The 21,905-nt window shown below is 65.1% G+C and carries 22 protein-coding genes; 6 read left to right on the top strand and 16 right to left on the bottom strand.

What is annotated here, in order from left to right; translation table 11 throughout:
- The first annotated feature begins 43 nt into the window (after positions 1 to 43).
- A complete protein-coding gene (locus tag ACYQML_RS12225) occupies positions 44 to 559 on the top strand; it encodes a hypothetical protein (protein ID WP_461232955.1) in 516 nt (171 codons plus the stop codon).
- Between the two features lie 27 nt (positions 560 to 586).
- Here the strand turns inward: ACYQML_RS12225 and ACYQML_RS12220 are convergent, their stop codons facing one another.
- The 11 genes from ACYQML_RS12220 to ACYQML_RS12170 form a co-directional block, all read right to left on the bottom strand.
- Positions 587 to 766: a hypothetical protein gene (locus ACYQML_RS12220; protein WP_056430086.1), complete on the bottom strand. Its 180-nt coding sequence runs from the start codon at positions 764 to 766 to the stop codon at positions 587 to 589.
- Positions 767 to 877: 111 nt separating this feature from the next.
- Positions 878 to 1,312 carry a GlcG/HbpS family heme-binding protein gene (locus ACYQML_RS12215; protein WP_018042404.1) on the bottom strand — a complete coding sequence of 145 codons (435 nt, stop codon included), beginning with the start codon at positions 1,310 to 1,312 and terminating at the stop codon, positions 878 to 880.
- Between the two features lie 191 nt (positions 1,313 to 1,503).
- Positions 1,504 to 2,478, bottom strand: a complete 975-nt coding sequence (locus ACYQML_RS12210) for an HpcH/HpaI aldolase/citrate lyase family protein (protein ID WP_018042403.1) — start codon at positions 2,476 to 2,478, stop codon at positions 1,504 to 1,506.
- A gap of 135 nt (positions 2,479 to 2,613) precedes the next feature.
- Positions 2,614 to 5,373: a phosphoenolpyruvate carboxylase gene (locus ACYQML_RS12205; protein WP_461224764.1), complete on the bottom strand. Its 2,760-nt coding sequence runs from the start codon at positions 5,371 to 5,373 to the stop codon at positions 2,614 to 2,616.
- 227 nt (positions 5,374 to 5,600) lie between these two features.
- Positions 5,601 to 6,494 carry a succinate--CoA ligase subunit alpha gene (gene sucD, locus ACYQML_RS12200; RefSeq protein ID WP_056430080.1) on the bottom strand — a complete coding sequence of 298 codons (894 nt, stop codon included), beginning with the start codon at positions 6,492 to 6,494 and terminating at the stop codon, positions 5,601 to 5,603.
- Between the two features lie 19 nt (positions 6,495 to 6,513).
- Positions 6,514 to 7,692: a malate--CoA ligase subunit beta gene (locus ACYQML_RS12195; protein ID WP_056430078.1), complete on the bottom strand. Its 1,179-nt coding sequence runs from the start codon at positions 7,690 to 7,692 to the stop codon at positions 6,514 to 6,516.
- A 180-nt stretch (positions 7,693 to 7,872) separates the two neighbouring features.
- The gene (gene fchA, locus ACYQML_RS12190; protein WP_461232954.1) at positions 7,873 to 8,514 is read right to left on the bottom strand and encodes a methenyltetrahydrofolate cyclohydrolase; all 642 of its coding nucleotides are present in this window, start codon (positions 8,512 to 8,514) and stop codon (positions 7,873 to 7,875) included.
- Between the two features lie 3 nt (positions 8,515 to 8,517).
- Entirely contained in the window at positions 8,518 to 9,381 is an 864-nt protein-coding gene (locus ACYQML_RS12185; protein ID WP_056430072.1) for an NADP-dependent methylenetetrahydromethanopterin/methylenetetrahydrofolate dehydrogenase, read from the bottom strand.
- Between the two features lie 230 nt (positions 9,382 to 9,611).
- Positions 9,612 to 10,556, bottom strand: coding sequence for a D-2-hydroxyacid dehydrogenase (locus tag ACYQML_RS12180; RefSeq protein WP_461232953.1), 945 nt, complete (start codon positions 10,554 to 10,556; stop codon positions 9,612 to 9,614).
- Positions 10,557 to 10,664: 108 nt separating this feature from the next.
- A complete protein-coding gene (locus ACYQML_RS12175; RefSeq protein ID WP_056430067.1) occupies positions 10,665 to 11,873 on the bottom strand; it encodes an aminotransferase class V-fold PLP-dependent enzyme in 1,209 nt (402 codons plus the stop codon).
- A gap of 109 nt (positions 11,874 to 11,982) precedes the next feature.
- On the bottom strand, positions 11,983 to 12,156 hold the full coding sequence (locus ACYQML_RS12170) for a hypothetical protein (RefSeq protein WP_156467843.1): 174 nt from the start codon (positions 12,154 to 12,156) through the stop codon (positions 11,983 to 11,985).
- A 339-nt stretch (positions 12,157 to 12,495) separates the two neighbouring features.
- Between ACYQML_RS12170 and ACYQML_RS12165 the strand changes: the two genes are divergently transcribed.
- From ACYQML_RS12165 to ACYQML_RS12155, 3 genes are all read left to right on the top strand, one after another.
- Positions 12,496 to 13,323, top strand: a complete 828-nt coding sequence (locus ACYQML_RS12165; RefSeq protein ID WP_056430064.1) for a UDP-2,3-diacylglucosamine diphosphatase — start codon at positions 12,496 to 12,498, stop codon at positions 13,321 to 13,323.
- Positions 13,320 to 14,390, top strand: a complete 1,071-nt coding sequence (locus tag ACYQML_RS12160; protein WP_461232952.1) for a glycosyltransferase family 4 protein — start codon at positions 13,320 to 13,322, stop codon at positions 14,388 to 14,390. Before ACYQML_RS12165 ends, ACYQML_RS12160 begins: the two co-directional genes overlap by 4 nt.
- Before the next feature lie 115 nt (positions 14,391 to 14,505).
- A complete protein-coding gene (locus tag ACYQML_RS12155) occupies positions 14,506 to 15,132 on the top strand; it encodes a ribonuclease HII (RefSeq protein ID WP_461232951.1) in 627 nt (208 codons plus the stop codon).
- On the opposite strand, the gene ACYQML_RS12150 is transcribed toward ACYQML_RS12155, so the two are convergent.
- Positions 15,119 to 16,252 carry a PA0069 family radical SAM protein gene (locus tag ACYQML_RS12150; protein ID WP_461235717.1) on the bottom strand — a complete coding sequence of 378 codons (1,134 nt, stop codon included), beginning with the start codon at positions 16,250 to 16,252 and terminating at the stop codon, positions 15,119 to 15,121. The genes ACYQML_RS12155 and ACYQML_RS12150 overlap by 14 nt on opposite strands.
- A complete protein-coding gene (locus ACYQML_RS12145) occupies positions 16,249 to 16,584 on the bottom strand; it encodes a VOC family protein (RefSeq protein ID WP_461232950.1) in 336 nt (111 codons plus the stop codon). The genes ACYQML_RS12150 and ACYQML_RS12145 overlap by 4 nt, the downstream gene beginning before the upstream one ends.
- Before the next feature lie 216 nt (positions 16,585 to 16,800).
- Here ACYQML_RS12145 and ACYQML_RS12140 point away from each other — a divergent pair, with 216 nt between their 5' ends.
- On the top strand, positions 16,801 to 17,322 hold the full coding sequence (locus ACYQML_RS12140; protein ID WP_207410715.1) for a hypothetical protein: 522 nt from the start codon (positions 16,801 to 16,803) through the stop codon (positions 17,320 to 17,322).
- Here ACYQML_RS12140 and moaB read toward each other — a convergent pair whose 3' ends face one another.
- The 3 genes from moaB to ACYQML_RS12125 form a co-directional block, all read right to left on the bottom strand.
- Complete coding sequence (gene moaB, locus ACYQML_RS12135; RefSeq protein ID WP_461232949.1) at positions 17,323 to 17,880, bottom strand: molybdenum cofactor biosynthesis protein B; 558 nt, start codon at positions 17,878 to 17,880, stop codon at positions 17,323 to 17,325.
- A 140-nt stretch (positions 17,881 to 18,020) separates the two neighbouring features.
- The gene (ypfJ, locus tag ACYQML_RS12130; RefSeq protein ID WP_056430046.1) at positions 18,021 to 18,929 is read right to left on the bottom strand and encodes a KPN_02809 family neutral zinc metallopeptidase; all 909 of its coding nucleotides are present in this window, start codon (positions 18,927 to 18,929) and stop codon (positions 18,021 to 18,023) included.
- A gap of 130 nt (positions 18,930 to 19,059) precedes the next feature.
- Positions 19,060 to 19,974 (bottom strand): uracil-DNA glycosylase, encoded by a 915-nt coding sequence (locus ACYQML_RS12125; RefSeq protein WP_461232948.1) that lies wholly within the window; start codon positions 19,972 to 19,974, stop codon positions 19,060 to 19,062.
- Positions 19,975 to 20,194: 220 nt separating this feature from the next.
- On the opposite strand from ACYQML_RS12125, the gene ACYQML_RS12120 reads away from it, so the two are divergent.
- Complete coding sequence (locus tag ACYQML_RS12120; RefSeq protein ID WP_056430040.1) at positions 20,195 to 21,847, top strand: electron transfer flavoprotein-ubiquinone oxidoreductase; 1,653 nt, start codon at positions 20,195 to 20,197, stop codon at positions 21,845 to 21,847.
- Positions 21,848 to 21,905: the final 58 nt, after the last annotated feature.

Raw genomic sequence — 21,905 nt, 5'->3', positions numbered from 1 at the left:
CGCATACCCATGGCGGGGGCGGTCATCTCTCCGGAGACGTTCCGTGGCTGCAAACCCGTTCCTGTCCGTCGCTACGCGCCGTAGGCCGCCTATCTTCAGCGGCCTCCTAGCCCTGGCGCTCTCCAGCGTCCCTGCGCTCGCCGCCGATTTCCCAGAGCCCTATGGATCGCCTCGAGAGTTCTCCAGAGAACGGCTACCCCCTCCCCCTGTCGAGGATTACCGCCCCGGGCGCGAACCGTCTCGCCTCGCGGAGCCGTGCCGGACCGTCATCCGACGCCGGATCACGCCGGAGGGAGAGGAAATCATCAAGCGGGTGACGATCTGCGAGGAGCATCCGGACCGCTTCAGATCCGAGCGCGAGCCGGAGGGTGGATACGGTGAGCCGAGGCCTTACCGGCGGCCTCCGATTCCACCTCGGGAAGTTCCGTTTGCCGACGAGGCTCGTCCGGATCAGCGTGGTTACGTCGGCGGCGAGCCCCCTGCGGAGGGTCTCGCCGGCGAGGAGCGACTGTCCGAAGAGCCGCCCTTGGAGGGACGTGGACGCGATCCGCGCTACTGAAGCGGTCTCGCGTCCGACGCCATCGTGTCAGGCCCGTACGACGGGCCGGGCCTTCACGGCTGCGGCCAAGGCCTTCAACTGGCGGTTCAGATCCGCCAGTTCGTTGAGGGCGATGGTCCGGTGGCCGTCCTTGACCGCACGCTCGATGTCGGCGACCTGCGCATTGGCCATGCGCTTCAGTTCGGCGGCGAGTTGGTCCCGGGTCATCGGCGCTCCTGTCACGGCTCGGGGTGATGCGACCGTGATAGGGCGCGCATGCTTAACCGACGGTATTCATCGCGTGCGGTGCACCCGATGCGCGTCGTCGGTTTCGCCGGTTCAGGTCCGCCAGGGGTGGGCGGGCAGCTCGGTCGCGCCGACGGCGCTGGCGCCGGCCAGAGCCACCGCGTGGTCGTTTTCGACGCTCGAACCGCTGACGCCGATGGCGCCGGACATCTCGCCGTCCTTGTCGACGATCGGGATGCCGCCGGGGAAGGTGATCAGGCCTTCATTTGAATGCTCGATGCCGAAGAGCGGGCCGCCGGGCTGTGACAACTGGCCGATCTGACCGGTCATCATGCCGAAGAAAACCGAGGTCTTGGCCTTCTTCTGGGCGATGTCGATGGAGCCGACCCAGGCCCCGTCCATCCGGTAGAACGCCTTCAGGTTCCCGCCGGAATCGACGACCGCGATACACATCTGGGTGTCGAGCTCGACAGCCTTGGCGCGGGCGGCCTCGATGGCCTTGTGAGCGTCTTCGATGGTCACATGCATGGTGGTTTCTCCCTGTCGATCGACGAGATCGGAGCCGTTTGGCTGTCCTGCCCTAGGGGGAAGACGTAGCCCCGGCGCCTGTTCTCCCGGCGATACGCTGCGGACGATAGGACATTTCGGGCCTAAAGCGAGGACGGCCGCCCCTTTCGGAAGCGGCCGTCCTGCTTAGCGATGTCTACGAAGCGACCCGATCAGCTGGCCGACATCGCGTTGGCCTTCTCGATCAGTGCCTCGGCCATGCGGATCGAGGCGATGTCGATGAGGCGGCCGTCCAGCGACACGGCGCCCTTGCCGGCCTTGGCGGCCTCTTCCATGGCTTCGAGGATGCGGCGGGCCTTGGTGACTTCGGCTTCCGAGGGGGTGAACACCTCGTTGGCGAGATCGATCTGCGAGGGGTGGATCGCCCACTTGCCTTCGAAGCCGAGAGCGGCGCAGCGGCGCGCAGCGGAGGTGTAGCCGTCCGGATCGGAGAAGTCGCCGAACGGGCCGTCGATCGGGCGCAGGCCGTAGGCGCGGCAGGCGATCAGCATGCGGTTCTGGGCGAACAGCCAGGGATCCTGCCAATGGGTCTCGCGATTGCCGGCCTCGTCCTTGTCGGTGAGCACCGAGAAGTCCTTGTTGACGCCGCCGATGACGGTGGAGCGGGCGCGGGTCGAGGCGGCGTAGTCGGCGACACCGAAGGACATGGCTTCCAGGCGCTTCGACGACGTGGCGATCGCCTCCACGTTGGCCATGCCCAGAGCGGTCTCGATCAGCACCTCGAAGCCGATCTTCTTCTCGCGCTTCTTGGCCTGCTCGATCTGGGTCGTCAGCACGTCGATGGCGTAGACGTCGGCCGGCACGCCGACTTTGGGGATCAGGATCATGTCGAGGCGCGGACAGGCTTCGACGATGTCGACCACGTCGCGGTACATGTAGTGGGTGTCGAGACCGTTGATGCGGATCATCATGGTCTTGGTGCCCCAATCCAGGTCGTTGAGCGCCTGGATAATGTTCTTGCGGGCCTGCTCCTTGTCATCGGGGGCGACGGCGTCTTCGAGGTCGAGGAAGATCACGTCGGCCTTGGAGGAAGCGGACTTCTCCATGAAGGTCGGGTTGGAGCCGGGAACGGCAAGTTCCGAGCGGTGCAGGCGCGGGGTGGCCTGCTGGATCAGGGTAAAGCTCATTGGGGAATCCTTCCTTTGGGTTCGTGTTCTGGTCGTTGGTGAGAGACCGCAAAACGCGGTCCACCATACCGGTCGGGATACGCTTTCGCGCCTGTCCCAGGGCCGTGCCCGGCCCTCGGTATCCTTACAAAACCGTCAGCCCGTCGCACCGAAGCCGACGGCGATGCAGTTGATCGAGAGCAGCAGGGCGGATTTCACCGCCTCGCGCTTGTCCTCATCCTCTTCCGCGCGGAAGCGGCGAAGCAGCTCCACCTGTTCGCGGCTGACCTGGTTGATCGTGGGCAGGCGGCCGTTGAGGCGATCTCGGAACAGGGGAAAGCGTTCCGCGAGTTCGGTGCCGCCGCTGACGCGAAGCGCCATCTCGCGGGTCAACTCATACTCGGCCTGGATCAGCGGGAAGATGCTGGCGCGAGCCTTCTCGTCGGCTACGAGACCAGCATAGTCGCGGGCGATCTCGAGATCGACCATCAGCAGCGTCTTCTCGACCTCGTCGAGGATGAGGCGGAACGGCTTCGATTCGGCGAAAAGCCGCTTCAGCTGTTCCTCGCCCTGCGCGCCACGCACGTCGAGGAAGCTCTTCAGGCCGGACCCGACACCGTACCACCCGGTGATGACGTGCCGGTTCTGCGACCATGCGAAGACCCATGGGATCGCGCGCAGGTCCGCCAGGGACCGGGCGCCGAACCGCCGCGCAGGGCGTGAGCCGATGTTGAGGAGCGCGATCTCGTCCAGCGGGCTCGCGGCCTGGAAATAGGTCACGAGGTCGGGATGCTGGATCAGGTTGACATAGGCCGCGCGCGACGCGCCGGACAAGGCTTCCAGCGAGTCGTCGAACTCGTTGCGCGGGACCTTGATGGCTTCCCGCTCGGATTTCAGCGCGTGGTCGAACACCGACGACGCGAGAAGCTCCATCTGATAGGCCGCCGTGCCCCGGTTGGCGTACTTGAACGAGACGACTTCGCCCTGTTCCGTGGTGCGGAAACGCCCGTTGATCGAGCCCGGCGGCTGGGCGGCGATGGCTCGTGCCGTCGGCGCACCGCCTCGGCTCACGGAACCGCCGCGGCCGTGGAAGAAAGCGATCGGCACGCCGGACGACTTCCCGAGTTGGGTCAGCTTGTCCTGAGCCTTGTAGAGCTCCCAATTCGAGGCGACGAAGCCGCCATCCTTGTTCGAATCCGAGTAGCCGATCATCACCTCTTGCACGCCGCCCTGCCAGCGGGTGGAGCGGCGGACCACCGGGATCGAGAACAGCTCCTTCATGATCGAGGGCGCGGCGCGAAGATCGTCGATGGTCTCGAACAGCGGAACGATCGGCAGGCAGCAGATTTCGGTGCCGGTGGCATCGAGGAAGTTGCCGGCTTCCTTGGCGAGGAGATACGCACCGAGGATGTCGGGGACCGAACGGGTCATCGACAGGATGAAGGAGCCGAAGGCCTCGCGGTCGAGCTGCTCGCGCATCTCGCCGACGAGGGCGAAAGTCTCCAGCGTCTCGCGGGCGTCGTCGGGCAGGCTCTCGAACGAGCGCTCGCCGTGCATAGGCCTCGCCAGTTCGGCCAGCAGCCAGTTCTTCCACTCCGCCGAATCGAGGGCGGGCGGCGTCTTGTTCTGGCCGTTGGCCTGGTGCCAGAGCGCGTGCAGGGTCTTCGTGGTGCGCGTGGTGTTCTCACGCAGGTCGAGGCGCACCGTGGAGAATCGGAAGATTTCCACCATGCGGCGCACCGGGCGCACGAGGTCTGTGGCCAGCGACGGGCAATTGGCGTCGGCGAGCCCGGCCTCGAGGTGGCGCAGGTCGTTGATGAGCCCATCGGCGCTGGGATAGTCCGGGCCGGTCGAGCGTAAGCCTTTGTTGCGCGCGATCGTCGCCTCGATCTTGCGCAGGATGCAGGTGAGGAACTGGCGATAGGCCTCGCCGGGATTGCGGCTGGCGATGGCGCGCCCGTCGCCGCTTTCGGTGAGCAACTGGGCCAGCTCCGACTTGAACGATGCCGGCACGGGGAGCGAGCGCTCGGTGAGGGAGAGTGTGCGGCCGAGTGCGGTGACGCCATCGCGATAGCGCCGAAGGGAGGCGAGCGCATTGCGTTGAAGTGTGGCGCGCGTCACCGACGAGGTGACGTAGGGGTTGCCGTCGCGGTCGCCGCCGATCCACGAGCCGAACTGGAAGAAGGCCGGCACCTCGAACTTCTCGTCCGGGTAATACTCGGCCAGGGATTCCTCCAGCGAGTAGAGGACTTCCGGCAGCATCTCGAACAGGGTCTCGTCGAAGAAGTGCAGGCCCCAGGCCACCTCGCGCTCGACGGTGGCCTTCTCCAAATGGAGTTCGCCGGTCATCCAGACGAGCTCGATCTGGTCCCGAAGCTCGTTCATCAGGCCGTTGCGCTCACGCTCGGTCCAGCGCGGCAGTTCGAGCTCGCGCAGGACGAGATAGATGCGGCGGAACTTCTCCAGCACCGTCACACGCTTTCCCTCGGTGGGGTGCGCCGTGATGGTCGGCCGAATGCGCAGGTCCTTCAGAAGGGCGTGGATCTCGGGCGCCTTGATGCCGTTCTTGACCGCATCCGCCAGGACCGCGCTGAAGCTGCCGGAGAGTTCCGCCCGCCCCTTGCTGCGCTCCACATGGCGACGCCGGCGCATGGCGGCATTCTGCTCGGCGATGGAGAGGAGTTGGAACCAGATGCCCTGGACCTGAAGCGCGCGGGCAAGAAGCTCCGGCGAGAAATCCGAGATGTTGGCCGTGCCGAGGAGGACGGCTTCGAGTTCCGGCTCGTGGCGGCGGGCGACTTCGAGCAGGGCGTGGAAGAGTATGTCGAGCGCTTCCTTCGACGAGGTGCCGGTGATGACCGGCGGCGCGAAGGGGTGGTCGAGCGATCCGACCGGGGCGTGGAGAGTATCGGTCATCGGATGGCCACCTCGAACAGAGTTGAGCCGATGGCCGCCGACATCGTGCGGGCAACGGTGAAGAGCAGCCGCTTCGGCAGCATGGAACGCAGCGCCGGAGCGATCAAGGGGGTGGTCTGGCGGGTTGGGCGAGGCGAGCAACGCTTTACCGGAAGTGGCGGCGCTGCCCCTCACTTCCGCTCGCTCAGTCACCACCCTCCCCCGCTGAGGGGGGAGGGTTCGTCGGCTTACGCCGCGATCTTGCGCATCACCTGTTCGACCGTCGAACCGAAATCGCCGGGGCTCGGGGCGACGGTCAGGCCGTAGGAGCGCATGATCTCGGCCTTTTCGGCAGCGCTGTCGCCGGTGGCGGAGATGATCGCGCCGGCATGGCCCATGCGGCGACCCTTCGGGGCGGTGAGGCCGGCGACGAAGCCGATGACGGGCTTCGTCATGTTCTCCTTGATCCAGGCCGAGGCCTCGGCCTCCTGCGGACCGCCGATCTCGCCGATCATCAGCACGGCCTTGGTCTCGGGGTCCTGCTCGAACAGGGCGAGATGGTCGAGGAAGGACGAGCCGTTGATCGGGTCACCGCCGATACCCACCGAGGTCGTGATGCCGATGCCCCGCTCCTTCATCTGAGCGGCGGCCTCGTAGCCGAGGGTGCCGGAGCGCGAGATCACGCCGACATTGCCCTTGAGGTAGATGTGGCCGGGCATGATGCCGAGCATCGACTTGCCCGGCGAGATGATGCCGGCGCAGTTCGGGCCCACCACCATGGTGCGCTTGTCCTTGGGGTAGCGGCGCAGATACCGCTTCACCCGCATCATGTCCTGCGCCGGGATGCCGTCGGTGATCGAGCAGATCAGCGCGAGCCCCGCATCGGCCCCTTCCATGATGGCGTCGGCGGCGAAGGGCGGAGCGACGAAGGTAATCGAGGTCGTGGCTCCGGTGGCCTCCACGGCCTCCTTGACGGTGTTGAACACCGGCACGCCGAGATGGGTCTTGCCGCCCTTGCCCGGGGTGACGCCACCGACGACGTTGGAACCGTAATCCAACATCTCCTTGGCGTGGAACGTACCCTTATCGCCGGTGATGCCCTGGACGATGATCGGGGTCTTCTCGTCGATCAGAATGCTCATGACGTATCCTCCCCTCGTCTCAGTGGCTGCGCTTGGCGGCGTCGCAGGCGGCGACGGCCTTGGTGGCGGCGTCCGACAGGCTGTCGGCGGTAATGAGGTCGAGCCCGCTCTCGGCCAGGATCTTCTTGCCCGCCTCGACATTCGTGCCGGCGAGCCGGACGATGAGCGGCACGTCGATCTTCACTTCCTTCGCCGCCTGGATCACGCCCTGGGCGACCCAGTCGCAGCGGTTGATGCCGGCGAAGATGTTCACCAGGATCGCCTTGACGTTGCGGTCCGAGAGAACGAGGCGGAAGGCCGTGGCCACGCGGTCGGGGCTGGCGCCGCCGCCGACATCGAGGAAGTTGGCGGGCTCGCCGCCCGCATGCTTGATCATGTCCATGGTCGCCATGGCGAGGCCGGCGCCGTTGACGATGCAGCCGATTTCACCCTCGAGGCCGATATAGCTGAGGTTGTGCTCGGCGGCCTGGGCCTCACGCGGATCGCCCTGCGAGGGATCGTGCATGTCGGCGATGTTGCGCCGGCGGAACATGGCGTTGTCGTCGAAGGACATCTTGGCGTCGAGCGCCAGGACGCGGTCGTCCTTGGTGACGACGAGAGGGTTGATCTCCAGCATGGTGCCGTCGCAATCGCGGAACGCCCGGTAGGCGTTCATGATCGTCTTCACGGCCGCCGAGACCTGCTTGATGTTCAGGCCGAGCTGGAACGCGATCTCGCGGGCCTGGAACTGCTGCAGACCGACGGCCGGCTCGACCACGACCTGGATCAGGGCTTCGGGCTCGTTGGCGGCGATCTCTTCGATATCCATGCCGCCGCGCTGCGAGGCGATGACGCGGACGCGCTCGGCCTTACGGTCGAGGACGTAACCGAGATAAAGTTCGCGCTCGAATGGATCGGCGGTCTCGATGTAGACGCGCTGAACCGGCTTACCCTCGGGGCCGGTCTGGAGCGTCACGAGGCGCTTGCCGAGGAGATCCTTGGCCGCGTCGCGGACCTCGTTATAGGTCCGGCACAGCTTGATACCGCCGGCCTTGCCGCGCGCACCGGCATGGATCTGTGCCTTCACCGCCCAGAACGAGCCGCCGAGTTCGGTGGCGGCGTAGACTGCCTGGTCGGGGCTGAAGGCCACCGCGCCCTTCGGAACCGCAACGCCGAATCCGGCGAGCAGCTCCTTGGCTTGATACTCATGCACGTCCATGTGCGTTCTCCTCGGCGTTTTTCCCTGGGACAGACACTCTCGTAAATTTCACTTCACGGAAAGAGCTTCTGCTGTAATATTTTTTTACATTCTCTTTCACTCCGCCTTTAATGGCGGCTGGAATGTATTTTGTAGACAAAAAGGCCGGCTGAGTTTGTTCTCGCCGGCCTGTCGTTGATCTTAGTTCACCTTGGCCTTTACGACCTCGTAGATCTTTTCGTTCAGTGGTCCTGCCGGCCCGAGCAATTCTTCGAGTTGCTTCAGGCGCTCGTCGGAAAATCCGCGATCGTCCAGGCCCTTGGCGTTGACATAGACGTTGAGCGCGGCGCTGCGCAGGCCGGCATGAGCGGAGAGAACTGCGACCCCGGCATCGGAGATGACGTTGAGATTGCCTTTCTCAGCCACGGCCTCGGCGAGGTCGATGACCTCGCGGCAGGCGCGGCAGCAGGCGAGCGGCACGTCGGTGGCGACCTTGAGGGCCTCTTGGATCCTTGCGGCGCGAGCCGCCTTCTCCTCGTCGGTGCCCTTGGGCAAGCCGTAGGCCCCCATCACGGCATCGAAAGCCTCGACGTCATCGGCGATCATGCCGGTGAGTTCGGCCCGGAGCGCCTCCGATTTGCCGAGGATCTCCTTCAGCTCGCCTTCGACCTCGACGTATTTCTTCTTCCCGATGGTGAGGTTGCACACCATGCTGAGAAGCGCGGCACCCATGGCACCGGAGATGGCGGCGGCTCCGCCGCCTCCGGGAGTCGGGGCCGAGCTTGCCAGCCCGTCGAGGAAGCTCTGGATGGTTTCGTTGGCAGGTGAGGTCTTCTCGCTCATGGGTCAGGCCATCGTCTTGGCGAGGGCGTAGATCTCCTCGGCGTCGAAGACCTTCTCGGCGCTGTCGAAGAGCTGGCCGACGCAGGCGCGGTGAAGCTTCAGCTTCAGGCCGCCGATGCCGAGGGCGCCGAACACCTTCTTGCCGTGGCGCTCCTTGCCCTTGTCCATGGCGTCGATGCCGCCGAAACCGAGGGGCGGCTGGGCGTTGTAATCGGCGATGAACTCAATGCTGGCCTCGTCCTTCCAATCGGCTTCGGCCAGAAGCTCGAGGCCGATGGCGCCGGCGGAGAAGACCAGGTTCTGGCCCTTGACGATGGCGGCGCGAGACGCGGCGTCCGGCGTGGCGGCAGCGCTGATCTGGACCTTGAAGCGCTTGTTGATGGAATCGGCGGCAGCCTGAGCCTTATCGAGAGAGCGACCGCACAGAACCACGGTGGCGCCTTCCTGAGCGAGGAGTGCGGCCGAGCGCATGCCCACCGGACCGGTGCCGGCCAGAACGACGGCCTTCTTCCCCTGAAGCGAGCCGGCAGCCTTCTGAACCAGAGCGACGCCTGCGGCGGCCGTGGTGTTCGAGCCGTTCGAATCGAGCATGATCGAAACGCGGAAGGGGCCGAAGAAGCGCTTCTTCACCGCCTCGAACACGGCCTCGCCAGCCGCCATGCTGCCGCCGCCCACGAAGATCGCCGTGGACTTCTTCTCGGAACCGCCGCGGGTGTAGATGGTCCCGTCCACCAAGGCGCCGACATTGTCGGGCGTCACGTTGCCGTAACCGGTGATGCGATCGGCGCCACCATCGTAGCCGACGACCACGTCGAACACGCTCGGAACGGTATCGGTATCGAATTGGAACAGCAGCTTCTTGGTCATGTCGTTTCCTCTGCCCGCGTCGCTGCGCGGCTGACGTATCGTTGTCATTGGCGCGTCTCGTCATATCGCGCGATGGACCGTCCCCATCGTCGTGGGGCGCCGCCGGCGAGACCGTAATTCCGGCTCGCCCTCGGTGCGGACTCGATCGGCGTCCGCATTCATGGTGTCCGGGGTATCGCCTTGCGACCCCCGAATGATTACGGCTCCGGGGAGCCGACTCGTCGTCGCGTTCAGCCTTCGACCACGTTCTGCGGTTTGCCCGCAACATAGGCCTCGACATTATCCACGAGCTGGTCGGCCAGGATCTGCATCGCTTCCTTGCTCGCCCAGGCCACGTGCGGCGTGACGATGAGGTTCGGCAGGTCGAGCTCGCACAGGATGTTGCCGTTCTTGGGCGGCTCGGTCATCACCACGTCGAATCCGGCGCCACCGATCGTTCTGGCCTTGAGCGCCTCGGCGAGCGCTTCCTCGTCGACGAGGCCGCCACGCGCCGTGTTGATCAGGATGGCGTGCTTCTTCATCTTGGCCAGCTGCTCGGCGCCGATCATGTTCCGGGTCTCCGGCGTCAGCGGCGCATGGAGGGTGATGACGTCGGATTCGGTCAGGATCGTCTCGAAATCCACGAGGCCTTCCTGCGGGAACACATCGTAGGCAATGACCTTCATGCCGAGCGCTTCCGCGCGCTTGGCGATCGACTTGCCCAGAGCCCCGTAGCCGACGATGCCCAGCGTCGAGCCGGCTATGTCGTGGATCGGATAATCGAAGTAGCAGAACTGGGTGGACTTCGCCCAATCGCCCCGGCGTACCGAATTCGCATAGGGCACGATGGCGCGCCGCAGGGCGAACATCAGGCCGATCACGTGCTCGGGGACGGTGTTGAAAGCGTAATTACGGATGTTGACGACAGTGATGCCGAGTTCCTTGGCGGCCTTCTTGTCGACGACGTCGGTGCCGGTGGCGGCGACAGCGATGAGTTTGAGATCGGGCAGCTGCTTCAACGTGTCGGCGCGCATCGGCACCTTGTTGATCAGTGCGATCTCGGCACCCTTCAGGCGCTCGACGATCTCTTCCGGCGTCCAGGTCGACTCGTATTCGGTATATTCATGCGGGAAATTGAATTCGCGCACCTTGGCATCGAGGGATTCACGGTCGAGGAAGACGATTTTGTGCGCCATTGGAACCCTCAAGCGACGTTCCGCGCCAAGCGCGACGTTACGCGATACACACTTCTATAGACGATGCCCCGAGGCCGGCGAGAGGCCGGCCCCGGGAAATCACGGTGATCAGGACTTCGCGAGCGGGTTTTCGCGCAGGTAGCTGGAGGCAGCGGCGACGCCGGAGCCTGGCTGCACCTTCACGCCGTTGTCGAGCATGGCCATTTCCGCGCCCGCGATGGCGCCGAGGAGCGAGAGCTCGTTCAGGTCACCCACGTGGCCGATACGGAACACCTTGCCGGCCACCTGGCTCAGACCAGCGCCGAGGGCGAGGTTGTAGCGCACGAAGGCGTGCTTGATGATCGCGGCGGCATCGACGCCTTCGGGAACGAGGATCGCGGTCACCGTGTCGGAGTTCCACTTGGCTTCCTTGGCGCAGGTCTTGAGACCCCAGGCCGCCACGGCCTGACGGGTCGCCTCGGCGAGCACGGCATGGCGGTGGTAGACGTTCTCGAGACCTTCTTCCCGCAGGCAGGCGAGTGCCTCGCGCAGGCCGTAGAGAAGCGGCAAAGCGGGGGTGTAGGGGAAGTAGCCGGCGCCGTTCTGCTTCTGGTGGTCGGCCCAATCGAAGTAGACATGCGCGAGGCGATCGTTCGGACCCGACGACGACTCGGCAGCCTTCAAAGCCTTCTGGCTGACGCAGATCACGCCGAGACCGGCGGGGAGCATCAGGCCCTTCTGCGAGCCCGCGATGGCGCAATCGACCTTCCACTCGTCGGCGTAGAACGGCAGCGAGCCGATCGAGGACACGCCATCGACGAAGAGAAGCGCCGGGTGGCCGGCCGCGTCGATCGCCTTACGCACGGCACCGATGTCGCTGGTGACGCCGGTGGCGGTCTCGTTATGGACCGTCATGACGGCCTTGATCTCGTGGTTCGTGTCGGCGCGCAGCGCCTCCTCGATCCGCTGCGGGTTCGCACCCGTGCCCCACTCTTCTTCCTGAACGATCACGTTCAGGCCGAGGCGCTGGGCCATATCGATCCAGAGGTGGCTGAACTGGCCGAAGCGCGAGGTCAGAACCTTGTCGCCACGGTGCAGCGTGTTCGTCAGCGCGGATTCCCAGATGCCGGTGCCGGACGCGGGGAACAGGAAAATGGTGCCTTCGGTGGAGCCGAAGACCGCCTTGGTCTCTTCGAACAGGGGCTTGGTCAGCGTCGGGAAGTCGACCGAACGGTGATCTTCCGAGGGGACGATCATCGCCCGCTGAACGCGGTCAGGAATGTTCGTCGGGCCCGGAACGAACAGATGATTCCGACCCGGTCGTCTCGTTGCCGCCATGTTGTGTCTCCGGTTCTTCTTTGGTTCGCGTGCACGCAGCGCACGACGCTGGGTTCGAATACGGTAGTCTAAGGTCGCGATCCGGCTTGGGTCGACGCCAGTGCGGTTCCTAAGCTTTGGATGAGGATACGACAACGTTGCCGAACGCCCGGCTCACGTTTTTCCGGCCGGATGCGATGGCATGGTCCGCGTCAATCGACGGGTGGCGTGAGGCCAGCCCCGAGGCATCTTCGATGCCCGCGAGGTCCGGAATGCTCGACGCAACCGCCTTCGACTGAATCAAGCCTCTCTCCGTTGGCCGGGGCGCGCGGTATTCGCACACTCCCATGGCCGTGGACGTCGTTTCTCACCTCGTCGGCGGCCTTGATTTTGCCTCGTGCGGGCTCCGGACACACGCTTTCCAGCGCGATCCGGTGGGTCACCTTGGACCTGACTATGCCGAGGTTCGCGGTCGAAGGAAAATGCAAAAAACTTCGTCGCCACTCAAAAAATTTGTGGCGCAATGCAGCATCTCTGCGCCTTGCTTGAAAGGGGTCCGCTGCGAAGCGAGCAGAGGTCGCGTCATCAAACTGATACGGGAATCCGGTTTGGCTCAACGCACCGAAGCCATTCGGAGTGGGTCGTGGGCGAAGATACAGAGAAGACGATCCGCGTGAGGACGCTCTTCCTGTCCGATATGCATCTGGGCACGAAGGGCTGTCAGGCAGGGTTACTGCTGGAATTCCTGCGGGATTACGACGCCGATGAGATCTACCTCGTCGGCGATATCGTCGACGGCTGGCAGCTCAAATCGGGCTGGTTCTGGCCGCAGAGCCACAACGACGTGGTGCAGAAGCTGTTGCGCAAAGTGCGCAAGGGCTCGACGTTGATCTACATCCCCGGCAACCACGACGAATTCCTGCGCGATTATCTCGGCATGACGTTCGGTGGGATCGAGGTGGTGGACGACCGGATCCACGTCGCGGCAGACGGCAAGCGCTACCTCGTCATCCACGGCGACCAGTTCGACATGGTCGTTCGGCATGCCAAATGGATCGCCTTCCTGGGTGACGGGGCTTACACGTTCGCGCTCTTCATCAACACGCATCTGAATACGATCCGGCGCCGCCTCGGCCTCGCCTACTGGTCACTCTCGGCCTGGGCGAAGCTGAAGGTGAAGAACGCCGTCAATTTTATCGGAAAGTTCGAGGAGCTTTTGAGCGCCGAGGCGAAGCGCGTGGGCGCCGACGGCGTCATCTGCGGACATATCCACCATGCCGCTCACCGCCAGATCGCCGGGCTGACCTATCTGAACACCGGGGATTGGGTGGAATCCTGCACCGCCATCGTCGAGCATTACGATGGCACCATGGAGGTGCTGCATTACCCGAGCGTGCTGCGGGCACGCGCTGCCGCCGAAGAGGCGGAACGAGGCGCGGTCCTCTCGAATCCGGCAAGGGCGGTCGCGTGAGGCTGCTGATCGCCACCGATGCTTGGCACCCGCAGGTCAACGGGGTGGTCCGTTCGCTCGAGAACATGGCCAGCGCCGGCCGCGAGCTCGGGTTCGAGACGGTGTTCCTGACCCATCAGGATTTCGCTTCGGTGCCGCTTCCGGGATATCCCGAGATACGGCTTTCCTATGCCACGAAAGGTAAGGTCGCACGCCTCTGGGCCGATCTTGCGCCGACCCATGTGCATGTGGCGACCGAGGGGACCGTCGGCTACGCGACACGCCGCTATTGCCTCTCGCATGGCCGCCCGTTCACCACGAGCTACCACACGCGCTTTCCCGAATATCTCGCCGCCCGCGCGCCCGTTCCGGAAAGTTGGAGCTACGCCTGGCTGCGGCGTTTCCACGGCGCGGCGAGCGGTACGATGGTATCGACCCCATCCCTCGAGCGTGACCTCGCCTCCCGTGGGTTCGGTAACCTGATGCGCTGGACGCGGGGAGTCGATACCGACCTCTTTCGCCCCGCTGGGCCGGATGACGTCCTGCCGGATACCCTGGTCGGGTTGCCCGGACCGTTCTTTCTTTTCGTCGGCCGGCTGGCGGTGGAGAAGAACGTCGCGGCCTTCCTCGATCTCGACCTGCCGGGCACGAAGGTTGTGGTGGGAGACGGACCGGACAGGGCGCGTCTCGCCGGCCTGTATCCGCAGGCGTGCTTCCTCGGCACCCTCACCGGGGCGGCGCTCGCCCGGATCTATGCGGCGGCGGACGTCTTCGTGTTTCCGAGCCTGACCGACACGTTCGGCATCGTGCTGCTCGAAGCCCTGGCCTGTGGCGTACCGGTGGCGGCCTACCCGGTGACCGGACCACTCGACGTCATCGGTGGCACCGGCGCGGGAATTCTCGGGCTCGACCTGCGCGAGGCCGCGCTTGCCGCCCTGTCGATTCCTCGTGAACGCTGTCGCGCGGAAGCCCTGCGCTATACCTGGAGCGAGAGCGCGCGCCAGTTCTTCACCAACATCTCGTTGGCGCACGGCACCGGCCTTCCCGTCCCCCGGCGCCGATCGTTCCGGGCCGCACCGGCCGTGTGACCAGGCGACGAGGGATGGCTCCGTGATCCCGCTGGTAGAAGAGATCGGCCTCCCACACGTTTCTGCCCGTCCATCCCGTGACCGTCGGACGGGACGGGTGTAGGCAGACGGCCTGATGCCCAGACCGTTCACCGATTCCGTCGCCCGCACCCTCCCCGCTCTCATCGGTTGCGACGAGGTCGGGCGAGGCGCCCTATCCGGCCCCGTGGTCGTGGCGGCGGTGTGGTTCGATCCGGCCGTGTTCCCGGCCTCAGTGCTCACCTGCCTCGATGATAGCAAGAAGCTCGATCGGGCGACGCGGGAGCGCCTGACTCCTTTGATCAGGGAACATGCCGAGGTTGCGGTTGCCGCCGGCTCGCGTGCTCTCGTAGACCGGATCAATGTCCGCGCCGCGACCCTCGCCGCCATGAAGAGAGCCGTCGAGAAACTCGGGCTCGATGCGCCCGTGGCCGTCGATGGCCGCGACAGCATTCCCGGCCTTGCTCTTCCGTGCCGGGCGGTGATCGGTGGCGACCGGCTCGTACCGCAGATCGCCGCGGCGTCCATCGTCGCCAAGACCTTGCGGGACGATCTCATGCGGGTCCTGGCCACCCGTCATCCGGCCTATGCCTGGGATCGCAATGTCGGATACGGGACCGCTTCCCACCTTGCCGGCCTGGAGAGAATGGGCCGTTCGGCGCATCACCGGGTGAGCTTCACCAAGCGTTTTGCTTCATCGCCCGCGGCAGTCACAACAGGCTGAGCTGAGCCCCGATGGCGGCCGTGCGGTCGAAGAGATCCGTGCGCAGGGTGATGCGTGAATCTGCATAGCCGAGACGCTGCTTTGCGAGCCGCATGCGTTGGGCGATGAGGTCGGCATAGGCGCCGCTGCCGGTCATCCGCCGGCCGAAAGTCGCATCATAGGCTTTGCCGCCGCGGGCCTCTCGCACGAGCGACATCACATGGCGCTGGCGTCCAGGATAATGTTCGGTGAACCAGTCGTTCACGAGGTCGTCGAGTTCGAGAGGCAGCCGCAGAAGGACATGCCGCGCCTCGACGGCACCGCATTCCCGCGCCCGCTCCAACACCGCCTCGATCTCATGGTCGTTCAGCGACGGAATGACCGGCGCCATCATCACCATGACCGGGATACCGGCGCGGCTCAGCTGGCGGATCGCATCGAGGCGCCGAGCCGGATGGGGGGCGCGTGGCTCCATGCGCCGGGCGAGGACCGGGTCGAGAGTGGTCACCGACATCGCCACTTTGACGAGTCCGAGTTCGGCCATCGGCGCCAGAATATCGATATCGCGGGCGACGAGATTCGATTTAGTGACGATACCGACGGGATGGCGGAAACGCGCCAGCACGCCGAGCACGGCGCGGGTGATGCCGTGGTCGCGTTCGATGGGCTGGTACGGGTCCGTTGCCGTCCCGAGGGCGATCGTCTCCGGCACGTAGCCCTGCACCGAGAGCTCCCGCTCCAGCAACTCGGCCGCGTTCGCCTTGTGGAACAGCTTCGTTTCGAAATCGATGCCCGGCGAAAGGCCCACATAGGCATAGTTGGGCCGGGCGAAGCAGTAGACGCAACCGTGCTCGCAGCCGCGATAGGGATTGATCGAGCGATCGAACGGCAGGTCCGGCGAAGTATTCCGTGTCAGGATGCTGCGTGCGCGCTCGGGAAGATCTTCCGTCGGCAGGCGCCGGACCGCGTCATCCGAAGCCCAGCCGTCGTCGAACGTCTCGCGCTGCGCCGGCTCGTAGCGACCGCTGGGGTTGGCCGTCGCCCCACGTCCCTTGCGTGCGCTTGTGGGGAAGGTGCTTCCCGCAAGCCGCCGAGCGGGGACGGCGAATGGGTCGTCGCATTCGCCGCCACCATCCTTCACCGCTCGGACCACGCTGCGAGTTCCGTCCCGGCCGGGTCCGTGAAATGAAAGCGACGGCCGCCGGGAAAGGTGAAGATCGGCGCTACGATCGTGCCACCTGCCGCCTCGACGCGGGCCTGCATGGCTTCGAGATCCTCGGCGTAGAGCACGGGCAACGGCATCGCTCTCGGTGCATCGGCATCGAAACCGCCATCGAGGCCCTGTTCGAAGGCGGCGTAGCGAGGGCCGTAATCGACGAATCTCCACCCGAAAGCCGTCCCGTAGAACGCTTTCACCCGGTCGAGATCGCCGCCCGGCAATTCGAGATAATCGATCTTACCATCTTGTCGCATCCGTGACCCCCAATTCGCCCTGACGCCAAAACCATACGGCGACTTTAGCCTTCGCTTTCGCCACCCGTCCTTACGATCCGAACATATCAGGAACACGACGGCTGGCGCTGCCCTTATTTCGAGCAATCGCCGGCTTATGACGCCCCGGAACGGTTTCTTGCGGAGCTTTCGCGGCCACCTGGCTTCTCCCACGCTGAAAATACGCTATGCGCGCGCATGATTTCGGCTCTGATCCATGTGGCGAGGCCGGCCGACCCCTTGGCGGTCGACCAGCTCGCCGACACCCTGGGGGCTCTCGTCGAGGGCGTTGCTGCCGGGCTCGTCGGCGATGCGGTGATCATCGCCCCAACCCATAACGCAGCGATCGATGCCGTCGCCGAGGCAACCGGCGCGACCTTCGTGGTCCGTTCGGGTGGTACGCCCCCTTGGTCGGCTGGTGCGAAGGCCGCGCGGCGGGAGTGGGTCCTCTGCCTCGAAGCAGGCGACGTTCCGGCCGAGGGCTGGATCCGCACGATCGATCGGTTCATCGGCACGGCGCGGCCGGAAATGGTCCTCGGGCGATTGCGCCGGCCGCATGCCGGGCTGCCGTCGCGTCTTGCGGCGCAGGGTGAGTCCGTGATCGGTGTCCGTGCGCCCCGCGCAGGGGACCTCGTGCGCCGCGACCGCCTGATCGCAAGCGGCGTCTTCTCGACCCGCCTGCATCCGCGACGGGTGAATGTGCGGCTCAACCGAGGGTGATCAGACTGGGATCGAAGCGCCGCGTCGAAGGTGTTCGTCCAGGCGTGGCATGATCTCGACGAAGTTGCAGGGCCGGTGCCGATAATCGAGCTGAGCCGAGAGAATGCCGTCCCAAGCGTCGCGGCAGGCACCCGGCGATCCCGGTAGGACAAAGACGAATGTCGCGTTCGCGAGTCCTGCCGTGGCCCGCGACTGGAGGGTGGACGTCCCGATCTTGTCGTAGGAGATACGGTGAAAGACCGCCGAGAAGCCGTCCATCCGTTTTTCGAATAGCGGCTCGATCGCTTCCGGCGTCACGTCGCGTCCAGTAAAGCCGGTGCCGCCGGTGGTGATCACGACGTCGACCAACGGATCCCGCGTCCAGGATTCCACTTGTGCCCGGATCGCAGCTACTTCGTCGGGCACGATGGCTCTGCCAGCGAGGCTGTGGCCGGCCGCGACGAGTCGCTCACACAGCGTGTCGCCGGAGCGGTCGTCTTCGGCGACACGTGTGTCGGAGACGGTCAGCACCGCGATGGAAAGCGGGATGAAGCTACGGGTCTTGTCTGCGGCGACCATGGCTAGGTGCTCTCGGCTCGGCGATAACGCTTCGTTCTACCCGTGAATGGGCCCGATGGTCGATCCCGACATATGAGCGTCCTCGGCCGCTGCCCAGTGCGGACACGATACCGTGCCCGGCTCTTGTCGCAGCTGCCGCCTCAGTTCCGCGCCGCGCGGAACGTATCGCAGGACTTGGTCTGGCCGCTCTTGTAGCCTGTCATGAACCACCGCATCCGCTGGTCCGACGAGCCGTGCGTGAAGGAATCCGGCACGGCGTAGCCCTGCGACTGCTTCTGGAGCTTATCGTCGCCGATGGCACTAGCTGCCTGCATAGCTTCCTCGATGTCACCGGGCTCCAAAGAGTTATACTTGTCGTTTGAGTTCTTGGCCCAGACGCCGGCGAGGCAATCGGCCATCAACTCCACGCGTACCGACAACTGGTTAGACTCGACCTTGCTGGATGCCGCCTGCTGGCGACCCTGGACCTTGCCCAGAATGCCCAGTTCGTCCTGCACGTGGTGGCCGACTTCGTGAGCGATCACATAAGCATAGGCGAAATCGCCTTTGACCCCGAACTTCTGCTCCATTTCCTTGAAGAACGACGTGTCGAGGTAGACCTTCTTATCGAGCGGACAATAGAACGGCCCCATCGCGGCCTGCGCCGATCCACAGCCGCTGCGCGTGCCTCCGGTGTAAAGCACCATGCCGGTTGGGCGGTACTGCTTGCCGGTCTGGTTCGGGAGAATTTCCTTCCAGACGTCCTCGGTATTACCGAGGATCGCAGCCGCGAAACGTCCGCTCTCGTCCGCCGGCTTTGTCTTGCGCTGGGCCTGGGTCTGCGGATCGACACGCTCCTGGCGCGGTTGTCCGCCGCCGCTCATCTGCTCGGCGCCACCGATCAGGATCGCGGGATTGATGCCTGTGACCCAGCCGATGATGCAGAGGATGACGATGGTGCCGATGCCGAGCCCGCCGGCACCGCCACCCGGAAAGCCTCCGCCGCCTCCACCGCCCTCGCCACGGCGGTCCTCGACGTTGTCCGAAGAGCGGAAATCTTCCCAGCGCATGATCTCGTCACCCTTCGTGGCGTAGCCCTACCGGAACCCGGTCGCCACTCGCATCACTGTCTTCGGTCCCGTGTGCCCGAACTAATCCCGCGGTGAAAGATACGGTTCCGCTTCCACCCCGGCTTTCGCCCTACGCTTTGCCGTCGAGGGTTGCCCTCAGCAGGCGGAAATCCCGCCACGCGAGACGTTTTTGAAGTGGCTGGCGTAGGAGATAGGCCGGGTGGAGGGTCGCCAGAGCGTTCACCTCCCGGTCACCCACCCGATAGGGATAGAACCGTCCTCGCGCCTTCAGGATACCGTCTTTCGTGCCGGTGATCGCCTGTGTGGCCGGACTGCCGAGGCAGACGATGATGTCCGGGTCAGCGAGTTCGATCTGGCGTTCGATGAAGGGTTTGCAGATCGACACCTCTTGTGGTGTCGGGTTGCGGTTTCCCGGTGGTCGCCATGGCACGATGTTGGTGACGTAGGCTTTTGTCCGGTCGAGACCGATCGCCGCCATCATCCGGTCGAGCAGTTGACCCGAGCGGCCCATGAACGGCTTGCCGACGCGGTCCTCGTCCGCTCCCGGTGCCTCACCGATGAACATGAGTTTCGACGCCGGGTTTCCGTCGGCGAAGACGAGATTCTTGGCTGTGAACTTGAGGGGGCAACCATCGAATGTGGCAAGCAGTGCCTCAAGCTCTTCGAGGGAGGCGACGTCGCGAGCCCGCGCCCGAGCGTCGCCCGCAGCCTCTCCGGGTTTCGCTGCCGCGGATTGTCCATAGGTCCGCGCCGGCGGGGCCGACGGCGCCTGCCCTCGCGCCGGCAACTCGCGGCGAGGCGGCACCGGATCGGCCTGCGGCCCCTCGTGAGACAGCTCGGCCCGCTGCGACGATACGGGGGATGGCGATCCGCGCTGTATCGTCGCCGGGCGCCAGGGCGCGGGATCGTCGGTTTCGGAGAAGCGATCGTGCGGGCGTTCGTCGAGACAAAGATCGACGCCGGATTCCACATGGAAGTCCAGTTCGGCGATCACGTCGCGCTGGTGGTCGGGGCCTTGGCTCATGGTTCTCGATGTGGCTCTTGCGGAGCCTGTGGACAACACTTCGCGGGGCGGGATCTACCATCGTCTGCATGGCTGCGGGACGGCCAGAACAAAGCTGAGACCATCCGCAGGCTTGCGTTCCCAGCTTGGAATGGGTTGAGAGTGTTCGCAATCATAACATCGCGCATTCGACGGCTGGTCTCGATCGGTTTCGGGTCGCGCGGCAGGAGGAGTTTATAGGATGGCGTTGCCCGAGCGCGAGGGTATGGATTTCGACGTGGTGATCGTCGGTGCGGGGCCCGCTGGCCTTGCCGCCGCGATCCGCCTCAAGCAGATCGCCGCCGATCTCACCGTCGTCGTGGTCGAGAAGGGGTCCGAGGTCGGCGCGCATATCCTGTCCGGCGCCGTGATCGATCCGCTCGGGCTCGACCGACTGCTCCCCGATTGGCGTCAGGACGAGGCCCGGCCGCTCAAGACCGAGGTCGAGCGCGACGAGTTCCTGTTCCTGACCAAGAACAGCGGCATCGCGCTGCCGAACTTCGCTTTCCCGAAATTCATGTCGAACCACGGTAATTTCGTCGGCTCGCTCTCGAACATGACGAAGTATCTCGGCGCCAAGGCCGAGGAACTCGGCGTCGAGATCTATCCAGGCTTTCCGGCCTCGGAAGTGCTCTACGACGATGCCGGTACCGTCATCGGCGTGGCCACCGGGGATCTCGGCATCGGCAGGTCCGGCGAACCGCGGGACGACTACACCCGCGGCATGGAGCTGCGCGGCAAGTACACGATCTTCGGCGAGGGCGCGCGCGGCTCGCTCACCAAGACGCTGATCGACCGCTTCCAGCTCAACCGGGACAGCGATCACCAGAAGTATGGCCTCGGCGTCAAGGAACTCTGGCAGCTGAAGCCGGAGACGTTCGAGCCCGGTCTCGTGCGCCACACCATGGGCTGGCCGCTCTCGAACAAGACCGGCGGCGGCTCCTGGCTCTACCATTTTGACGATCACCTGCTCTCGGTCGGCTTCGTCACGCATCTGAACTACGAGAACCCGACCCTGTCGCCGTTCGAGGAGTTCCAGCGCTTCAAGACCCACCCGATGATCCGCGACGTGTTCGAGGGCGCCAAGCGCATCGGCTACGGCGCCCGCGCGATCATGGAGGGTGGCTGGCAATCGGTGCCGAAGCTCGTCTTTCCGGGCGGCTGCCTCGTCGGCTGCTCGGCCGGCTTCGTCAACGTCCCGCGCATCAAGGGTTCGCACAACGCCGTGCTCTCCGGCATGCAGGCGGCCGAGGCCATCGCGGCCGCCCTCACCGCCGGCCGGCAAGGCGACGAACTCACCGATTACGAGACGGGCTGGCGCGACAGCGACATTGGCCGCGACCTCAAGCGCGTGCGCAATGTCAAGCCGCTCTGGTCGAAATACGGCACGCTCGTCGGCGTAGGCCTCGGCGGCCTCGACATGTGGTCGCAGACGATCCTCGACGCCTCGCCCTTCGGCACGCTCAAACACGGCAAGCCCGATCATCTCGCTACCAAGCCGATCTCGGAGGTGACACCGATCGTCTATCCGAAGCCCGACGGCAAATTGACCTTCGACCGGCTCTCCTCGGTCTATCTTTCGAACACCAATCACGAAGAGGACCAGCCGCCGCATCTCAACGTCAAGGACGCGGCGCTCCAGAAGTCCTCGGAGCACGACGTCTATGGCGGCCCCTCGGCGCGGTACTGCCCGGCGGGCGTCTACGAATGGGTGCAGGAGGGCAATGGCGTGCGCTACCAGATCAACGCGCAGAACTGCGTCCACTGCAAGACCTGCGATATCAAGGACCCCAACCAGAACATCAATTGGGTGACGCCGGAGGGGCCGGGCGGGCCGAACTATCCCAACATGTGAGGACGCACCGGACCCTAACTGCCCGCCATCCTTTCGCCTTGCGAGGATGGCGGGAAGA

This window comes from Methylobacterium sp. CM6244, assembly GCF_054817885.1.
This window is presented reverse-complemented; position numbering and strand designations above follow the sequence as displayed.